Annotated in this window: 21 protein-coding genes and 1 other annotated feature; of the genes, 8 read left to right on the plus strand and 13 right to left on the minus strand. The window is 34.6% G+C overall.

Annotated features, from left to right (window positions below):
• Positions 1–161 precede the first annotated feature (161 nt).
• Complete coding sequence (locus ACZ76X_RS07180; RefSeq protein ID WP_479850039.1) at positions 162–590, plus strand: hypothetical protein; 429 nt, start codon at positions 162–164, stop codon at positions 588–590.
• 95 nt (positions 591–685) lie between these two features.
• Here the strand turns inward: ACZ76X_RS07180 and ACZ76X_RS07185 are convergent, their stop codons facing one another.
• Positions 686–2,728: a transglycosylase domain-containing protein gene (locus ACZ76X_RS07185; RefSeq protein ID WP_479850040.1), complete on the minus strand. Its 2,043-nt coding sequence runs from the start codon at positions 2,726–2,728 to the stop codon at positions 686–688.
• A gap of 312 nt (positions 2,729–3,040) precedes the next feature.
• Here ACZ76X_RS07185 and ACZ76X_RS07190 point away from each other — a divergent pair, with 312 nt between their 5' ends.
• From ACZ76X_RS07190 to ACZ76X_RS07200, 3 genes are all read left to right on the plus strand, one after another.
• A complete protein-coding gene (locus ACZ76X_RS07190; RefSeq protein WP_000231448.1) occupies positions 3,041–3,661 on the plus strand; it encodes a DUF47 domain-containing protein in 621 nt (206 codons plus the stop codon).
• 11 nt (positions 3,662–3,672) lie between these two features.
• Positions 3,673–4,671 (plus strand): inorganic phosphate transporter, encoded by a 999-nt coding sequence (locus tag ACZ76X_RS07195; protein WP_087964701.1) that lies wholly within the window; start codon positions 3,673–3,675, stop codon positions 4,669–4,671.
• A gap of 117 nt (positions 4,672–4,788) precedes the next feature.
• Entirely contained in the window at positions 4,789–5,589 is an 801-nt protein-coding gene (locus tag ACZ76X_RS07200) for a sulfite exporter TauE/SafE family protein (RefSeq protein ID WP_098670407.1), read from the plus strand.
• Positions 5,590–5,883: 294 nt separating this feature from the next.
• On the opposite strand, the gene ACZ76X_RS07205 is transcribed toward ACZ76X_RS07200, so the two are convergent.
• Positions 5,884–6,111, minus strand: a complete 228-nt coding sequence (locus ACZ76X_RS07205; RefSeq protein WP_000882907.1) for a hypothetical protein — start codon at positions 6,109–6,111, stop codon at positions 5,884–5,886.
• A 170-nt stretch (positions 6,112–6,281) separates the two neighbouring features.
• Here ACZ76X_RS07205 and ACZ76X_RS07210 point away from each other — a divergent pair, with 170 nt between their 5' ends.
• Entirely contained in the window at positions 6,282–6,794 is a 513-nt protein-coding gene (locus tag ACZ76X_RS07210; protein ID WP_479850041.1) for a Crp/Fnr family transcriptional regulator, read from the plus strand.
• A gap of 30 nt (positions 6,795–6,824) precedes the next feature.
• Here the strand turns inward: ACZ76X_RS07210 and hmpA are convergent, their stop codons facing one another.
• The 3 genes from hmpA to ACZ76X_RS07225 form a co-directional block, all read right to left on the minus strand.
• On the minus strand, positions 6,825–8,033 hold the full coding sequence (gene hmpA / locus ACZ76X_RS07215; RefSeq protein WP_479850042.1) for an NO-inducible flavohemoprotein: 1,209 nt from the start codon (positions 8,031–8,033) through the stop codon (positions 6,825–6,827).
• 159 nt (positions 8,034–8,192) lie between these two features.
• Positions 8,193–8,711 carry a hypothetical protein gene (locus tag ACZ76X_RS07220; protein ID WP_479850043.1) on the minus strand — a complete coding sequence of 173 codons (519 nt, stop codon included), beginning with the start codon at positions 8,709–8,711 and terminating at the stop codon, positions 8,193–8,195.
• A 114-nt stretch (positions 8,712–8,825) separates the two neighbouring features.
• The gene (locus tag ACZ76X_RS07225; protein ID WP_479850044.1) at positions 8,826–9,923 is read right to left on the minus strand and encodes a site-2 protease family protein; all 1,098 of its coding nucleotides are present in this window, start codon (positions 9,921–9,923) and stop codon (positions 8,826–8,828) included.
• A 147-nt stretch (positions 9,924–10,070) separates the two neighbouring features.
• On the opposite strand from ACZ76X_RS07225, the gene ACZ76X_RS07230 reads away from it, so the two are divergent.
• The gene (locus tag ACZ76X_RS07230; RefSeq protein ID WP_479850045.1) at positions 10,071–10,268 is read left to right on the plus strand and encodes a hypothetical protein; all 198 of its coding nucleotides are present in this window, start codon (positions 10,071–10,073) and stop codon (positions 10,266–10,268) included.
• Between the two features lie 259 nt (positions 10,269–10,527).
• On the opposite strand, the gene ACZ76X_RS07235 is transcribed toward ACZ76X_RS07230, so the two are convergent.
• Complete coding sequence (locus ACZ76X_RS07235) at positions 10,528–11,379, minus strand: YhfM domain-containing protein (protein ID WP_479850046.1); 852 nt, start codon at positions 11,377–11,379, stop codon at positions 10,528–10,530.
• A gap of 108 nt (positions 11,380–11,487) precedes the next feature.
• On the opposite strand from ACZ76X_RS07235, the gene ACZ76X_RS07240 reads away from it, so the two are divergent.
• Entirely contained in the window at positions 11,488–12,264 is a 777-nt protein-coding gene (locus ACZ76X_RS07240) for a class I SAM-dependent methyltransferase (protein ID WP_098670412.1), read from the plus strand.
• Positions 12,265–12,303: 39 nt separating this feature from the next.
• Here the strand turns inward: ACZ76X_RS07240 and ACZ76X_RS07245 are convergent, their stop codons facing one another.
• Positions 12,304–12,513, minus strand: coding sequence for a hypothetical protein (locus ACZ76X_RS07245; RefSeq protein WP_000880630.1), 210 nt, complete (start codon positions 12,511–12,513; stop codon positions 12,304–12,306).
• A 271-nt stretch (positions 12,514–12,784) separates the two neighbouring features.
• Positions 12,785–13,042, plus strand: a binding site (T-box leader).
• A 56-nt stretch (positions 13,043–13,098) separates the two neighbouring features.
• On the opposite strand from ACZ76X_RS07245, the gene brnQ3 reads away from it, so the two are divergent.
• The gene (gene brnQ3 / locus ACZ76X_RS07250; RefSeq protein WP_479850047.1) at positions 13,099–14,454 is read left to right on the plus strand and encodes a branched-chain amino acid transport system II carrier protein BrnQ3; all 1,356 of its coding nucleotides are present in this window, start codon (positions 13,099–13,101) and stop codon (positions 14,452–14,454) included.
• Positions 14,455–14,478: 24 nt separating this feature from the next.
• On the opposite strand, the gene ACZ76X_RS07255 is transcribed toward brnQ3, so the two are convergent.
• The 6 genes from ACZ76X_RS07255 to ACZ76X_RS07280 form a co-directional block, all read right to left on the minus strand.
• Positions 14,479–14,778: a DUF3922 domain-containing protein gene (locus ACZ76X_RS07255; RefSeq protein ID WP_479850048.1), complete on the minus strand. Its 300-nt coding sequence runs from the start codon at positions 14,776–14,778 to the stop codon at positions 14,479–14,481.
• 98 nt (positions 14,779–14,876) lie between these two features.
• Positions 14,877–15,509, minus strand: a complete 633-nt coding sequence (locus ACZ76X_RS07260; protein WP_000598703.1) for a response regulator — start codon at positions 15,507–15,509, stop codon at positions 14,877–14,879.
• On the minus strand, positions 15,506–16,561 hold the full coding sequence (locus ACZ76X_RS07265; RefSeq protein ID WP_306185347.1) for a sensor histidine kinase: 1,056 nt from the start codon (positions 16,559–16,561) through the stop codon (positions 15,506–15,508). Before ACZ76X_RS07265 ends, ACZ76X_RS07260 begins: the two co-directional genes overlap by 4 nt.
• Positions 16,561–17,301: a cell wall-active antibiotics response protein LiaF gene (liaF, locus tag ACZ76X_RS07270; protein WP_000716089.1), complete on the minus strand. Its 741-nt coding sequence runs from the start codon at positions 17,299–17,301 to the stop codon at positions 16,561–16,563. The genes ACZ76X_RS07265 and liaF overlap by 1 nt, the downstream gene beginning before the upstream one ends.
• A gap of 106 nt (positions 17,302–17,407) precedes the next feature.
• Positions 17,408–18,070 (minus strand): PspA/IM30 family protein, encoded by a 663-nt coding sequence (locus ACZ76X_RS07275; protein ID WP_000814138.1) that lies wholly within the window; start codon positions 18,068–18,070, stop codon positions 17,408–17,410.
• Between the two features lie 45 nt (positions 18,071–18,115).
• Complete coding sequence (locus tag ACZ76X_RS07280) at positions 18,116–18,472, minus strand: lmo0954 family membrane protein (RefSeq protein ID WP_000808632.1); 357 nt, start codon at positions 18,470–18,472, stop codon at positions 18,116–18,118.
• Between the last annotated feature and the right edge of the window lie 126 nt (positions 18,473–18,598).

Here is an 18,598-nt window from a genome sequence, read left to right on the forward strand (position 1 = left end):
ATCGATTAACCGTGCATTAAATCTCTCTTTATATAGAAAGGAGCACTTATTTGGGAGGATAAGTGCTCCTTCTTTACGTTTCTTTACCTCAAATTTACTCTATCTTAATCCTCATTTTGTATGATAAATAGTGAAGTCTACGATATGAAAGAGGGATGAAAATGAGAGTTATGTCACTAATACGCATTTGGTTTGCTCTTATGGTATGCATTATTTTATGTGTAGGATTTTTTTTAACTCTAAAATATTCCACTATATCAAAAGCAGAGAGAAAAACTGTTCCATACAAACTTTTGTATACAAAACAAAGCAACATCCCTTATTCCAATGCCACAAATAATAAAAAAAAAGTTATAAAAGGAATGCTTATCACGAAAGCTTCTAGTTCTGAAGCATTACTTCAAATTGCTGAAACGATTAAAGATCAATATACAAATAAAGACATTGATGAAATTACACTTTCTATCCACAATGAGAATAACGGTGATTACGAAGAAGAATTACCTTATGAACCTATTAGTAAAGGTAAAATAATCGTCACATACGATTCCGAATCCTATGGCAGTACGAATATTATACTTAACGAGTAATAACTAGCAAGGATAGATGGAGATATGTACTATTTAAAATTTCATTTTGTTTTTCATACAAAAAAGAGGCGAATTTCGTTATTCGCCTCTTTCTTTTACCAAAATGAAGGAATCCATTCTTTCACTTTATCCAGCCACTCTTGTTGTTCTTTTTTTCGTTGTTGTTCCTCTTCTTTCCTTCTCTTTTCTTCTTCTTTTCTTCGTTTTTCCTCGTCTATTGTATTCAATTGTTTTTTATAATCCGCCTCAGATATGAGCGATAACTGGAATGCTTTTTGAGCTGGATTGGCGTTCGCTTTTTTCATAATATCCCGGAACATTGTTGTCGTAATTTGACTGCCCCCTGGAATATAATGATCGCTATCCGTTTTATCATATCCTACCCAAATCGCACCTACTAAATCTGGTGTGTATCCTACAAACCATGAATCCTTTGCACCAGTGCTTGGTCCATTTACAATTTGAGTAGTACCTGTCTTACCTGCCGTATCAACGTTATTAACTTTCGCCTTTTCGCCCGTTCCCTTTTCGACAACACCTTTTAATAAATATGTCATCTTTTGAGAAATTTTCTCACTTGTCACTCGTGTCTCTTTCTTATACCACTTTCCAATCGTTTCTCCTTCAGCATTTTGTATCTCTCTAATCGCGTGAGCTTCCACTTGGACACCATCATTTGCAAATGTACTATACGCTTGAGCCATTACAAATGGAGATGTCCCCACATGCATACCGCCTAAAGCGATCGGATACGTACGATCTTCTGGCACTAATGGAATACCAAATCGCTCTAAAGATTTCAATCCTTTATCTAATCCAATTTGTTCTAATAGCCAAACAGCCGAAACATTGTACGACTTTGCCACAGCTTCATACATTGTCACATCACCGTGAAAAGTATGATCACTATTCTGTGGTTTATATTCTTTAATATTAAATGGTTCATCTTTCAATATATCGTATACTTCATACCCTTGCTCTAACGCCGGTACATATACGGCTAAGGGCTTTAAAGTTGAGCCAGGCTGTCTTTTTAATTGGGTTGCATGGTTAAACTGTAAAAATTGATACGGCCCTCTTCCTCCAACTAAAGCTGGTACACCACCTGTTTTTGGGTTCATAAGAACTACACCCGTTTGCATCAGTTGGTCTGAGCCACTATCCTTGAAATAACTATCATTATTCACAACATCTTCTACCGCCTGTTGTTTTTTCGGATCAAGCTCTGTATAAATACGATAACCACCCGCTAAAATTTCATTTTGTGTTAATTCGTACTTGTCCATCGCTTCTCTAACAATATAGTCTACATATTGAGAGTATTTTCCCTTGTATTTATCATCTACACCACGTTTTAATACAAGACCGCTCTCTTTTTCTTTATTATACTGTTCGTCAGAAATATACCCTTGCTCTTTCATTAAACTTAATACGACATTACGTCTTTCAATTGACTTGTTAAAGTTTTTATAGGGTGAATACGCAGATGGTGCTTTTATTAATCCTGCAATCGTTGCAGCTTCTGAAATTGTTAAATCTTTTACCTCTTTATCAAAATAAGATTTAGCTGCCCTTTTTATCCCCCAAGCACCTTCACCAAAATAAATTTGGTTCATATACATTTCAATAATTTCATCTTTCGTATACGTGCGCTCTATTTTTTTTGTTAAAAAATATTCCTTTATTTTTCGAGAGTATGTGCGGTCTTGTGTCAGAAATACATTTTTCGCAAGTTGTTGTGTAATTGTACTTCCCCCCGCTACAACTTCTCCTGCTGTAATATTTTTAAAAACTGCACTTATAATTCCACTGTAGTAAATACCGTGATGTTTAAAAAATTCCTTATCTTCTACTGCAACAATTGCCTGAACCATAATATCCGGAATATCTTTCCTTTTAACGCCTTCTGTTTTAGAAGAAGCTAATTTAGTCGCAACTTCATTATTTGCATCATAAATTAAGGTCGGTTGCGGAACAGCTTGTTTTAATTCAGATATGTCTTGAATGGAAATTATTATATTTATAGCAATAAATAGAGTAGCAAGTAAACTTCCTAATATAATTAACGAATTACGAAGTTTCTTTCTCTTATTGAACCACTCCTGCATTTTTTTTAAGTGAGTGTTCTTCAATTTCATTCGTTCACTTCCTTCATTTGTTTACACTCTTTTTTTCAAAAGGAAGAATATACCTCCTTTTAAATTTATTATAATAACGTAGTCTTTCCTGTAGTGTAAAGCTTTTCTTTCACATTCATACTTTTTGCAAGAAAAGGACATTCTACAAGTAAGATATTCAATATTGATTATTAATATTATTAATACAACAATAAGAGTTATGTTAAGTTTTTGTAAACTTTTCGATAAAATGTTTTAAAAAACGACAGTTTTTTGTTAGAATTGACTAGCCAATATATTTTACATATATTACTTTTGTGGGGGTAACTAATAATGGTCTTTAAATCAAAAAAAGATAAATTTTCTGAAATGTTAATGAATGTTTCTGAAAATTTAAAAGAAGGCGCGCAGTTTTTCGTGGAGTATAAAATTAAAAATGCTAGCGATTTAAAAGAGTTTTCTATGCGCATGAAAGAGTATGAGTCAAAAGGTGACTCATTTATTCACGAAATCATTATGGAGCTAAACAAAGCGTTTATTACTCCTATTGAACGTGAGGACATCCTACAACTTGCAATGAGTATGGATGATGTATTAGACGGATTAGATCATAGTGCTGGTCTATTCGAAATGTATTCTATTACAGAAGCTGATGAATACATGATTAAATTCGTAGAAGCAATTAATCAATGTGCGATTGAAATTGCAAACTCTGTTGAATTAATGTCTAACAAAAAATTAGTCGACATTCGTACAAATGCGATTAAGATTAAGGATTACGAATCACAATGTGATGATATTCGCCGTCATGCGATTAAACACTTATTCTCTCGTGAAAAAGATCCGATTAAGATTATTCAATACAAAGAGATTTACGAAGAGCTTGAAGAAGTAGCGGATAGCTGCCAAAGCGTTGCAAACGTACTAGAAACAATTATTATGAAGAACGCGTAAGGAGTTTGATCATGGATACACTCTTGATACTGACCGTTTTAGTAGTCATTTGCGCTTTAGCTTTTGACTTTATCAATGGATTTCACGATACAGCAAACGCTATTGCAACGGCTGTTTCAACGAAAGCTCTAAAGCCTAGACATGCAATTGTTATGGCAGCTATTATGAACTTTTTAGGTGCGATGACATTTACAGGTGTAGCAAAAACGATTACAAAAGATATCGTTGATCCATTCGCTTTACCAAATGGTTCTCTTGTAATTTTAGCTGCTTTACTTGCGGCAATAGCATGGAATTTAATTACTTGGTACTACGGTATTCCAAGTAGTTCTTCGCATGCAATCATTGGCTCGATCGCAGGTGCAGCTATCGCTGCTGCTGGTTTTAGTTCATTAAACTTTAAAGGTTTCATAAAAATTCTTGAGGCTTTAATCATTTCACCGATTATCGCTTTTGTTATCGGTTATATCGTATACAGTATTTTTAAAGTCGTCTTTAAAAACTTCAATTTAACGAAGACGAACAAAAACTTCCGTTTATTCCAGATTTTCACTGCTGCATTACAAGCTTATACACACGGTACGAATGATGCGCAAAAAGCAATGGGAATTATTACGATGGCTCTTATGGCCAATAATTATCATACTTCTAGCGACATCCCGTTCTGGGTACAATTATCTTGTGCGATTGCAATGGGTCTTGGTACTTCTGTCGGCGGATGGAAAATTATTAAAACTGTCGGTGGACAAATTATGAAAATTCGTCCTGTAAATGGTGTAGCTGCTGATTTATCATCATCTCTTGTTATTTTCGGGGCAACATTCATTCACTTACCAGTTAGTACGACGCACGTTATCTCTTCTTCTATTTTAGGGGTTGGTGCTTCTCATCGTGTGAAAGGTGTAAAATGGGGAACTGCAAAACGCATGTTAATTACTTGGGTTATTACACTTCCTATTTCAGCTTCTTTAGCTGCTTTATTTTACTCTTTATTACACTTAATCTTTTAATTAAAAGTCGTCTTCCTTATTTTTCTAGGAAGACGACTTTTTTGTGAACAAAGCTTTTTCTCATGAAAAAGCGTGTATAATAATTGGTGGATAAGTTATATAGAGGAGTTGGCAATTTTGGAATACATCATGTTACTTTTCGTCGGACTAATCGCCGGAACAGTCGGGAGTCTAGTCGGGCTTGGCGGCGGAATTATTATTGTTCCGTTATTAATCGGATTACACAGCCTATCACCACAACTTGCAGTAGGAACTTCAATGGTAACAGTCGTTTTTACAGGACTATCTTCCACCCTTACTTATATGAAGCATAAACGAGTAGATTACAAAAGTGGACTTATTTTATTTATCGGGAGTGGCCCTGGTGGTATCATTGGCTCCTGGGCAAATAAATTTTTAAACCAAGATACATTTTCTTTATATTTTGGGATTTTCCTTATTTTTGTCTCCATTCTTCTTATGTTACGAGACAAATTAAAACCCCTTTCTTTATCAAATATGACTGTAATTAAACGTTCTTTTACAGATAACGAAGGAAACACTGTTCACTATCAATTCCCACCGCTTCTCGCTATCTTTATCGCCTTTATAGTTGGTTTTATATCTGGTTTATTTGGAATTGGTGGCGGTGCTTTACTTGTTCCAGCAATGATGCTACTTTTTGCATTCCCAGCACATATTGCTGTAGCAACTTCGATGTTTATCGTATTTCTATCAGCAATTGTAAGTTCTGCAACTCACATATCCCTTGGAAATGTCAGCTGGATTTATGCATTAATTCTTATTCCTGGTGCATGGATTGGCGGAAAAATCGGGGCTTATATTAATACAAAATTAAGCGGTAACGCCGTAATTAATTTATTACGTATCACATTAATTATTCTCGGAACTAGATTAATCATTACTTCTTTTTTATAACGCGTTCTTTTTAGAATGCGTTTTTTCTTATACACATGAATATAAAAATCCTCCTAAGAGAACAAATAAAATGAAACAAACACATAATAGCATGTAATTAGAAATATGTACTTTCTTCACGTTGACCACTCCTATAACTGCGACTGTTATCTTTATGATAGCGAAAAAATAGTTTACTTGCAGTTACAAAGTGCTAACAATGTAAAATCATTTATTACAAATTTTATCCTTATATTTCATTTCTTTGTATATTCTATCGGTTTAATAAAAAAAGATGTCATATTGACATCTTTTTTAGTGAAGAAGTGACCATCCCATAAAATCCTCATGTACTTGGCACGCCCTCTTATCGTTTCGATCATATAATTCAGCATAACTATCTGTTTCTTCATCATAAGCCATCGTATAAATAATTTGGCCGTCCACTTCAACGGATAACACGACTCCACCCTTCATCTCTTCTACATGAATGATAGCATTCGCCGGAATTCTCATATCCGTCATTTTTATCGCATCTAACAATATACTAAACCCCCTACAGCGTATTCATTGCTAGTACTATTACACACTAAATAGTATACTACTGTAATAGCATATATTTCGTCAATGAAATTGCTGTTTAAATAGCATATTGTCTTTATACATATACGCTAAAAGAAAAGAAATAGAAATGTTTAAATGGGGGGCTAACATTGATTCTACACAAAGGAGATGTATTATTCCGTCAAGGCGAGGACGGTCCTTTATATTTTATAAAAACAGGTTTATTAAAAGTAGTAAGGATAGAAGAAGATGGAACACCATTTCTATTCAACATTATCGTTCCAGGAGAAACGATACCTCACCATTCCTTAATTTCACCGAAAGAATATCACGGTACAGCAATCGCTTTAATGAAAACAGAAGTTGAACCTATAATAAGTAATGAGTGGTACGATCAACTTCAGGCAAATCCTGCATCATATGCAAATATAGCTATACAATTACAATCAAAATTAAGAATGATGCAGCAACGTATCGATCAATTGACGACCGTCTCTCCAAAAGAACGTCTTCATCGCTTACAAGAATGGTTCACACTATATTTAGGTGACATTCCTATATATGAAATATTAACACAAACTGAAATTGGTCAGCTCATTGGTATACGCCGCGAAACGGTAAATCGACTATTACGAGAACAAATAAAAAACGAGGTAAAATAATACCTCGTTTTTTGCTTATTCACATTACATCTATTGTAAGCTTGCTGCTGGACCGAAAAATTCATAATGAATATGCTCTTGTTTCACACCTAAATTAGTTAGTACTGCATTTATATGTTTCATAAATGGTACTGGGCCACAGAAGTAAAATTCTGCTTCCGTTGTCGGAATAATCGTTTGCAGCCATTCAGCTTCAATGAAACCTTCTTTATCAAAGTTTTTCATTTCCAAATCTTTTTCAGTCGGTGCCGAATAGCAAGTGTATGCTTTAACTTGTTCGTATTCATTATCTACTGCCTCAACATGTCCTTTCATTGCATGTGTATTACTATTTAGTGCGGCATGAACAAAACATACATTACGTTTTGAATCTTGTTCAATTAACGTATTTAGCATACTCATCATTGGTGTAATACCTACTCCACCACTAATTAGTACAACTGGTAATGTTGAATCCATATTTAATACGAAATCTCCTGCTGGTGCACTTACTGGTAACATATCGCCTTCTTTTACATGATCATGTAAGTAATTTGATACTTTACCGTCCGGTGTATCTACACCTTTTTCTTTCTTTACACTAATACGATAATATTCTTTTCCAGGAGCATCTGATAAGCTATATTGACGATTATGTGTATATGTTTCACCTTCAATATTTATTTGAACCGTTACATATTGTCCTGGGATGAATGAAGAAACTTTCCCTCCATCTTCAGGTTTTAAATAAAATGACGTAATAACATCGCTTTCCTTCACTTTTTTAACAACTACAAAGTTACGGAAATCTTTCCATCCGCCCTCTTTATGTGCCGCTTCTTCATACATCTCTGCTTCAATGCTAATAAATGCATCAGCAATGACACCATAAGCTTCTCCCCATGCGTTTAACACTTCATCAGGTGCGCCTGCGACCTCTTTAATCGCACGTAGTAAACATGTACCTACAATTGGATAATGCTCTGCTTTAATGCCTAAACTTCTATGCTTATGACCAATTTGTTTTACAACTGGAATAATAGCTTCTAAATTATCAATGTACATTGCAGCTGCATACACAGCATTCGCTAAAGCTTGTTGTTGTCTTCCCTTTTTCTGATTTGTATGGTTGAAAATATTCAATAACTCCGGATGTTCCGAAAATAAAATTTCATAAAATCTCGTTGTAATTTCAACGCCTTTTTCTTGTAATAATGGTACTGTTGACTTTACGATTTCAATTGTTTTTTCACTTAACATTGTATCCCACTCCTCTATTTCCTTAACTGTTTTTAGTTTAACTGAATTGTATAATACAGATTGTGATTTTAATCACTATTAACACGATGTTTTTGTGAAAAATATATGAACATTGTACTTACAAAAGAAAATAAGCCAACTAGAATTCTAGCTAGCTTATTATTTAGATTGAATAGCTTGTTCAATTACCTTTATATCTTTCCCATCTCCAAATTCTGTATACCCCCAGATGTTCGTCTCACCTGTATATTTATTTACGATAATATCTAAGTCATGGTATACACGATGTGCATAAACTACATACTCAATATTTTGAAGTTCCACACCTTTTTTTACAATTTCATAGCTTCTATTTACGTCGCGTTTTATTTTTTCATTCTTTATTTCTGTATGTATATTTTTTAAAGATGATTCTTGTTGTTGAAACCATTGTTTAAATTGGTTCCAGTCCCCTTCTGTATAATTCTCTGCTTTACCATAATTTAAGAAATTATTATAGCTTTCATGTGTCATACGAATAAAATCTAGCACTTTTGTCTCTTCTTGTACATCTTCTATTTGAGCTATTGTATTTACTTTAGCAGGCTTATTCGCATAATATAACAACACTTTCATAAGACTATAGCTCGCAATGATCATCACGATAATAATCCCGAATACACGTAACACTTTCTTCATATACAGAACTCCTTCTCTACTAAAAATATTACAATGTATGACTATACTTGTAACATTCTCTCGTAGAAATATAATTCCTGTATAAATCCTTCCTATCATTTCGACAATATTTTTCTATACATTTCTCGTTGGCAAATGCTCTTGTAAAACAACATATCCTTCATAAGCCGTGTAACCGAGTATAGCCATTAATCCGATATAACAAGCACATACCGTCCATTTCGTTTTCATCTCCACTTTGTAATAGTTTTCCTGTTGTCTCTTTTCTGCATCCCATTCCTGTAATTTTCTTTCTGACAATTCAAATGCTTCTCTTATATGAATGGTATGTGTTTCTTTTTCATCTTCATATGGGACGTAATCAAGTGGCTCAAACTTTCGTAAAAGATACTCTAACACTTCAATCTTTTGGAGTTCTCCTGTTTTTAATTCTTTCTCCCGTTCTTTTTGCCTTAATACATTTATTTCATGTTGCATCATATATATATTTCGATGTACTGCACCGGTTTCTTTTAACTCCTTCTCAAGGCTTGCAACATATTCTTTCATTCCATCAGTTCTATACCCTAATTCCTTAATTGGCCCATCTCTCTTTATTACTCTATATAATTCCATACAGCCGATAATAAAAATAAACCCTCCCAAAATACTTTTAAAGTAAATAGAATAACCGAGCAATACAATAAGGCCCGCTCCCCAAATCTTTGTACTTACAACTGAAATAATTCGCCCACCATCTAATGGAGAAACTGGAATCAAGTTAAAGAAGTTAATCATACTTCCAAGTAAAATAATTAATGCCCAAAATGGCTCTTTCGTTATTATATAAAGTGGAATTGCAGGTAAAAATGACAACAACCCGAAAAGAGGGCCCATAAAGGCAATGTAAGCTTCATCTTTTGCATTCTTTGGCATCTCTTTCATCCCAATAAGAGCGCCCATAAATGGAATAAATATTGCTGGCGATGTTGGTATACCCTTTCTTTTTGCAGCCCATAAATGGCCCATTTCATGAATAAACAATAAATAAATGAGTGCTACCCCAAATTTCCAACCATATATAACTGCGTATGCACCAAGTGATAGAAACATACTAAACACCGTTGAAAACTTTACTAATTTAAAAATTGCAAATACCCACTTTAACTTAGAAAGTAAAAATAGCCCTATTGCAACAATAATTCCCCATAATCCTTTTTTATTATTTTTCATATTCCTCTCCTTTATCTCTCATTAATGAATTCTATTCACCAAAGCTTGTTCTTTTCTCTATTATGACATATTTTTTTCTATTGTTAGAAATAATGTTTATATAATCCAATTTTAGCCAAAAATATAAATAAAAGGAGGTGTTTACAGATGAATTTACAATCTCTCATAATAGGCGCTCTATCGTTTTTAGCTTCAACTCTTATTTTTTATACCGTTAGTTACGTATTATTATTAGATTTGTTGCCCAATCACGTATTTATTGCCCTTACCATCCTTTCCGCTCTTATGATTTCTTTTCTTATTACACGAAAATCAATGAATGAGCCATCTGCAAAAGCAAAGTAATAGAGAGGGGATTTTCCCCTCTCTATTATCATTTCCTAGGAAAGGTCATTTAGACTTTACAATTCCACATTCATTCCGATCTATAAGTGCTAACTAAAGTTTCACTTTATCCCGCTTTAATGGGCAGTAAGACCCCCACCTCAAAATACAGCGAAAGCAAAGAATTTAGGTGGGGGGATCAACTGCCCATAAAAGTCCGATTGGTTCAACTAATAATCAGTGGGGGATGAAGACAACCCCCACTGATTAAAGTTTCACTTTATCTTTGTAAATTCATTTTTTCACCATACTCTTTCACAATTTGAATGATATTTTGAAAAACACCTATTTTCTCTTTTTTACTATTTAATATTTTCAAATCATAATTTTCATAATATGTTTCTAATGCCTTTAATTGTGATTGTGAAGCATCTTTTACCTGCACAGTAGCGTGTAGTTCATACTGTTTATATCCTTCCTTTACCTTTTCACCTGAAATTTCTTTACTTTCTTTTGCTCCAATTAATTTTTGAACTTTTTCCGGATAAATGACTTGCAAATAATATTCTTGTTCCTTTTCTAACTTATTGTATAGTGATTGTGAAATCGTATACCGTACTGTATAATCCACTTTTTGATCTCCTGCTTTAATATGAAACGCAGTAATCTGCAAATCTTTTTTTGTTACTTCCGTTAAAGAACCTACCTGCTTCTCACCTTCTATTTTTTCTGAAACATTTGGAAATATAGCCAAGAGCTTTTCCGTATCTTTTTTATTCAGCATATACATAGCTTGCTTATGTTGTATCCATCCTCGTCTATCTTCCCCTCTTAGCCATGCATAATACGTTTCTTTCTTTCCATCTCTACTAATTTGTATTTCATATTCAGGTTCACCGAAGCTTCCTGTTATTTCTTGTTTCTCCGCTTTATCCATAATGTCTATTACTAACTTCGCTTCTGATTTCTGTAACTTTTTCTCTTTATTTTTTTTTTGTATAACGGTTACCCCTATCGTTTCTTTCACTTCATTCACCGTCTCTTCTATTTTTTCTGTTTCTTTTTTTGGCTCAGTTTGACTACAGGATGCTAGTAACATAACAACCATTAACAATACATATTTCCTTTTCAATTTAATCCTCCTTTTATAATAAGAAATCCTTATAATCTTCATACAAAAAACAAAAACGTGACACACTATAAAATACGCTATACTAAGCATTGAAAGGAGGTCTTTTTCATGTCCATTAATTTTCACGATGCAAATAATAAATACACATACGCACAGCGAAACGCCCATAGTTCTTGGGGAGAAATGATAAAAAGTATTACAAATATACAAAACAAGCAAATTATTGATATCGGCTGTGGTGGCGGAATTTACACGAAAGAACTTGCTCTTATGGGAGCAGAAAGTGTTGTTGGACTTGATTTTTCAAAAGAAATATTACAAGCTGCAAAAGAAAATTGTAGCGGCTTTTCAAACATTTCATTCATTCACGGTGATGCACATAGCGTTCCATATCCTAATGATACATTCGACATTGTTATTTCACGCGCAGTTATTCATCATTTACACGACATTCCCATATTTCTACGTGAAGCTTCTCGTATATTAAAGAAAAACGGTGTATTCATTGTACAAGACCGAACCATTGAAGATTGTACAATTCCTGGAAGCCCTGAACACATCCGTGGATATTTTTTCTCTATCTTTCCAAAACTCATTGAAATTGAAGCAAAAAGACGTCCAAAAACCACCACGATACAACAAGAATTACAAAAATATTTTCTTCACGTATTCCCCACTCAAACACAATGGGAAGTACGAAAAATACATGATTCTGTAGAAGCATTATTGCAAGATTTATCACCTCGAACAGGTCGATCTATTCTATTCGAATTAACAGATCATGAACTTTCTCAACTTCTACAACAAGTACAGACTGCTTTGCAAAACGTATCTCCTATTATCGAAAGGGATCGGTGGACAATTTGGAGCGCCATGAAATTGTAAGGAAGGAAGCCTCACAAAATAATGTGAGGCTTCCTTCTTTCATAATCTAATTTTGCAACACTCTTGATATCCTCCACTTCTGGCCTGTGCACTTCCACACTTCGGACATACTAAATATCTAGACTGATTTGTCAACAAACTACCTTTTTGAAAGAGTAAAACTTCTGCTTGTTTAAACGAACGCGAATAATATAACCACATAAAACCAATTATAGCAATAATGCCAAATAATACTCCCATCGCAAGCATTTCAGTCACCTCTTTTGGTTTGTTCTTTCCAGCAAGTGGATTGTTGTATTATTCTCTGTAAATTCAAACAATCCCTTCTTTAGTCCTATAAATATCAACTTTCTCTACAAATTTTACAATTCTCCACAAAATTTCACCCCCGTTTTACAATTCACCATTCCCTTTACACCAATGAAAATCACATTCGATATTTCTGTATTTAAATATATCTTTCAAAAAAATATTGACTTTCAAAAAAAAACATGTGACAATACTGTCAGAATACTTGAATAAAAATTCATTGACGAGAACGAGTACGTTATAGGACTGTCCCCCAGAGAGTTGGCGATTGCTGAAAGCCAACGTTCAGTGCGTAGCCGAAAATCATCTCCGAGAAGTAGAACCGAATGTTACAGTAAGTTCTTACCGGCTGTCCCCCGTTACAAGGAACACGTATCATGTTGTACGTTGTAAAGCCGTATACATATAGACTCATTTCTACATGTATAAATTAGGGTGGTATCGCGGGTAAATATAACTCGTCCCTTTCTTTAGGGACGAGTTTTTTGTGTTCTTACAAATGAATGTAAAAAAGGAGGAAAAACAATGAACACTGTATCAAAAAAACATATTTTTTTCACGGGTCTTATGCTATTTTCTTTATTTTTTGGGGCAGGTAATTTAATTTTCCCTCCCATGCTTGGACAAAATGCAGGTGAAAACTTTTGGCCGGCAATAATTGGATTTTTACTAACAGGGGTCGGTTTACCATTATTAACTGTAATTGCAATTTCTTTATCAGGAAATGGTATGCAACAACTCGCAAGTCATGTTCACCCATTATTCGGAATTTTCTTTACTGTTGTTGTATACATCGCAATCGGTCCTTCTATGGGAATTCCACGCGTTGCAAATGTCGCTTATGAAATGGGTGTTAGTTCTTTCTTACCAGAAACAATTCGCTCTAGTAGTCTAGCACTATTTTTATACACGATCATTTTCTTCGCAATCGTATTTTGGCTTAGTTTAAATCCATCTAAACTTGTCGATCGCATTGGAAATATTTTAACACCTATTTTATTACTCTCTATTTTCTTGTTATTTGTTAAAAGTGTATTTACACCACTCGGGCAATCAGGACCAGCAATGCAAGAGTATCAAACTTCTCCAATCTTCAAGGGCTTTATGGAAGGATACTTAACGATGGATACCATTTCGGCACTTGCATTTGGAATTATCGTTGTAAATGCCATTCGTTCTAAAGGTGTACAGGATCGTAAATCCATTGCCATCGCAACAGCAAAAGCAGGACTTATTGCCGCTATCGGTCTCGTACTTGTATATGGTGCACTTGGCTGGCTCGGTGCAACTAGTGTCTCTCTCGGATACGCAAAAAATGGCGGACAATTACTTACTGTCATCGTACAACAGTTATTCGGTCCATACGGTTTGCTTCTATTATCTCTTATCGTTACACTCGCTTGCTTAACAACATGTGTTGGACTTGTATCTGCATGTAGTCAATACTTCTCAACATTATTGACTAAATTTTCATACAAAACGTTCGCCAGCATCATTTGCGCATTAGGATTATTAGTTGCCAACTTAGGTTTAACAAAAATTATTGCTATCTCTGTTCCAATCCTACTTGTCGTATATCCAATTGCGATCGTACTTGTTCTACTATCGTTACTTCATAAATATTTCGGTGGGTATCGCTCTGTTTATGTAGGTGCTTTAATTGGAGCAGCAATTGTAAGCGTATTTGATGGATTAAAACAAGGTGGTATTTCCATTTCATTTATCACACCATATTTTGAGTTTATCCCTTTATATAATGAAGGAATTGGCTGGTTAATACCAGCACTAGCCGGAGCTCTTATTAGCCTTACAATCGCTAAGCTAAGCGGTGCAAAAAAAGTTCCTTTACTAAACGAATCTCATGAAGTAAAAGCATCCTAAAAAAACTCCCGCATGGGAGTTTTTTTACATTCGATAAGCAGTATGATTAAAGCTACTTATTTTATAAGCTTTCGTATAATAGTCGATATTTGTATCCACCGTTTCTACTTTGACAACATCATAGCACTCTTCTTGCTTTACTAAAAATAAATAGTACTCTTCTGTCGCCTCAACAATTGCAATTTTATCTGTTTCAACATTATATTGTTCACAAAGCGCTTGTAATGCGTTCACATAATCCCCTAGTTTTTTAGACTTATCCATGCCGAATATAGTTTGAACTAACATATACATTCTCCCCTTTATATGTACTGTCAACAACATAATGATAACGCTTACATTTATTAACGTCAATAAAAAGATTTGGTGCAAACTAATAATCAGTGAGATAGCCCTCCCACTGATTATTAGCCTTCACTTTATCATTTCGTCAATTGATGTCTAAATGCATAAATAACCGCCTGTGTACGATCACTTACATTAAGCTTATTTAATATATTACTCACATGTGTCTTTACTGTTTTGAGAGCAATAAACAATTCATCTGCAATCTCTTGATTACTTTTCCCTTCGGCAATTAATAACAAAATTTCAGACTCTCTTTCTGTTAACTCCTCATGCAAAGGTTGTTCTTTCTTCTGACGCATACGAGACATCATTTTACCAGTAACTTTTGGCTCTAATACCGTTTCTCCGTCATAAGTTGCTCGTACAGCGTCTGCTATATCACTCGCTCTTGATGTTTTTAATAAATAACTTGTCGCTCCGGCCTCAATTACAGGGTACAACTTCTCATCATCTAAAAAACTCGTTACAACTACAATTTTTGCTTCTGGCCATTCCTGAATAATAGCCCGTGTTGCTTCAACCCCATCCATCTCATCCATGACAAGGTCCATCAAAATAATATCCGGTCTTAATTGCAAAGCTAACTCTGCACCTTTTCTTCCATTTTCAGCTTCTCCAACCACTTCAATATCTGGCTGTGTTGATAAATATGCTGATACACCCATTCGAACCATTTCATGATCATCCACTAGTAATACTTTTATCATGATTCTCCCCCTCTCTCAATCATAATCGGTACTTTCACTTCTATTTGCGTACCTTTAGCTGGAAAACTAAGCACTTTTAATGTCCCTCCAATTTCATGAACACGCTCTTGCATTGATCTTAAACCATATGAACCAGCTTTATTAACTCCCACTTCAAATCCAACGCCATCATCAATTATTTTTAGAATTGCATATTGATCAATTTTTCGAAGACGCACTTCTGTTTTCTTTGCCTTCGCATGCCGTAAAGTATTAGACAGCGCCTCTTGTACAATGCGGAATAAATGATCTTCTACACCTTTTTTCAATTCTATTGGCTCAATTAACCATTCAATTTTCATATGTTGCTTTCTAGAAAGTTCTGTTAATAACTCTTCTATCCCCTCTGTTAGCTTCTTACCTTCTAACTGTACTGGGCGTAAATGAAGAAGCAATGCTCTCATTTCTGATTGTGCATTTACAACCATATTTTCAACGAGCTGCAACTGCTTTTTCGTCGTTTCTGGAAATTCAGCTACTTGTTCATTAATAGCCGACATCATCATCGACATTGCAAAAAGCTGCTGACTTACAGAATCATGCAGCTCCCTCGCCAATCGATGCCTTTCTTGGGAAATCGCTTCTTGTCTCATCTCTTCATTCCAATGAGCTCGTTCATTCGTTACTTTTTGAAAAAGTCCAGCTTGCTCCTCTAATCGACGAGCAAGGCCGATTACTTTTCGTTCCACTTCATGAAATTCATCATCTGCAGTAAACGAAACATCGCTCGGAAAATTCCCTCTCTCTACTTCAAATAGAAACGTATTTAACCCTTGTATACGCTGCTCTATATAGTAACCGATTGCATATCCTACAATTCCCCCGATAAGTAAACTTGTAGTCATAATAAACAAGCCAATTGGAACAGAAGCGATGGATTCCTTCCATAGTAAATCATACACTTGTTGCTCGCTCTTCCATACATATACAATTGTACAAATGAGTGCGATACTAACAGAGGACAACATAGAATAACGAATATACATCCACGAAATATTTTTTTGTTTCTTCATTATACTTTCCTCACTTCCGTATCGCCTACGACAAGCGAAGAAATAATTTTAATACGACGAGGAGCCTCTTTATACTGCTCTGTTCTAAATGTAACATTGCGGTTAAACCCTGTCTCTTCATGTCCTGGCAAGAGCACCCGTCCGACAATAACAGAATGATTTAAAGAAAGTTCAATATCATATGGCACATATAAACGAATATTACCAACGACACCTCGAATAACAATTACCGTTTCTCCTTCAGGAATCATAGCAGTTGTTAAATCTATTTCCACATCGCAAGCACCATATTGAACATTTATATCTTCAAGTTCATAAATATGATCCATCATTCGTACATTACCTACAAACATATTTTTCAAATATGGTTCTGTACGATATATTTGCTTTTCTTCGTCTATAATCCCTTTTTCTTTAATTTCAACCTTCATTGCCTTTTGCTTATGCCCTTGTTGAATCAATTGATAACCAATTAAAGCTAAACAAGCGAATACGACAAGAACAAATGCTGCTGATGAAAATAAGAAGAATAAAAATACGATACCACCAACAAATAAAAATACATTTCCCCGTACATAACGATTCTTTTTACGATAATGCCTTCCAAACATAAGCATAATAAATGCAAAAATGAGACCACCTGGTTCAAAATGTCCAAGTATCATATCAAGAAAAAGACCAAATCCAAATATGATGAGGAGCATCCCCATTAATTGTGTTTTTGAAAAATGTTTCTTCATTTCAGCTCCCCCCTTCTTGTCACATATACATAGAAGAAAAGGCATTGCTTTCCAATACCTTTTCTCCTATCACTATATCATAAGCCTGTTTTATAATATACTACTATTATTTTGTTAACTCTTTCGTTAACGATACATCATTCTTTTCCTTCATTTCACGCTCAAGCTTTGCAATCTTCATATCAAATGTGTCACGTTCATGTTCCTCATTCATACGAGTTTCTAAGTCGCGAATATGATCCTCAATTTCTTCAAATCGTAAGAAAGGATTATTTTCATCCATTTTATGCATCGCAGTATTCATACGGCGATTTGCATGCGCCATATTTTCACGTGCCATTAATTCCATACGCTTTGCGTGCATTTCTTTTAATTTATTTTTCATTTCAGAAAGACGACGCTCTAACTCATCAATTTGCTCTACAACACCTGCATACATTTCTTCTAATCGAGTTACTTGCCCTTCATAATAAGCTACTTCCTCTAAAGCACGCTCATGTAGTTGTAGTTCGCCTGCTTCTTGAGCAATAATTGCTTGCTTTGATCTTTTATTAACGAAATATCGTGCTTGCTCAAGTTCACGAGCAAAATTAGATTTTAATGTTTTATGACGCTGAATTAACTTCTCAATTTTTGTGATTTCACGCTCACTATCGCGTAAATATTGGTTTAACATAGCGATTGGATTTTTTCTTTCTTTCTCATCTAACACATTATGAAAATCTGCTAAAATTGCATCGCGTACACGTCCGAATAAAGATTGTTTCATTATAATCTTCCTCTCTTCTACTTTATAAATTTGATTTATTTTATATTAGTTTTTCATTAACTTGTTCCACTCATCTTCAAAGTTGCTATATGGTTTAGAACTTTCTGGAGCAGAATCAACAACTACATCTTTTTCTTTTTTCCACTCACGGTATCCGTAGTATAAAACTACTAATGCTGCAATACCGATTAATGCTGGGGAATGAGAAAGGGCAATGGACAAGCCGATTAAACCAACAATACCCCAAGCTAACTTTCCAAAAAATGATTGTGCTCGCACAAATGATTTATAGCTCCAGTACACAACTCCTGCTCCAATTGCGAATCCTATAATACCAGCAAGACTGCCAAGAGCAATTAAAGCTAAAATACCAGCCGCGATAAACGCTAGAAATTGTTTCATCTTGTGCTTGCCTCCCTTCGATTTGATACTCTTATCTTAACTATTTTTTCTTTTTTCCATAACGAGCTTAAGAACCGTTTTCGACTCAGACTTAAGGCTGAGTTGCATTCAGCCTTTTGTAAAAAC

The organism is Bacillus sp. BC05(2025), assembly GCF_056725905.1.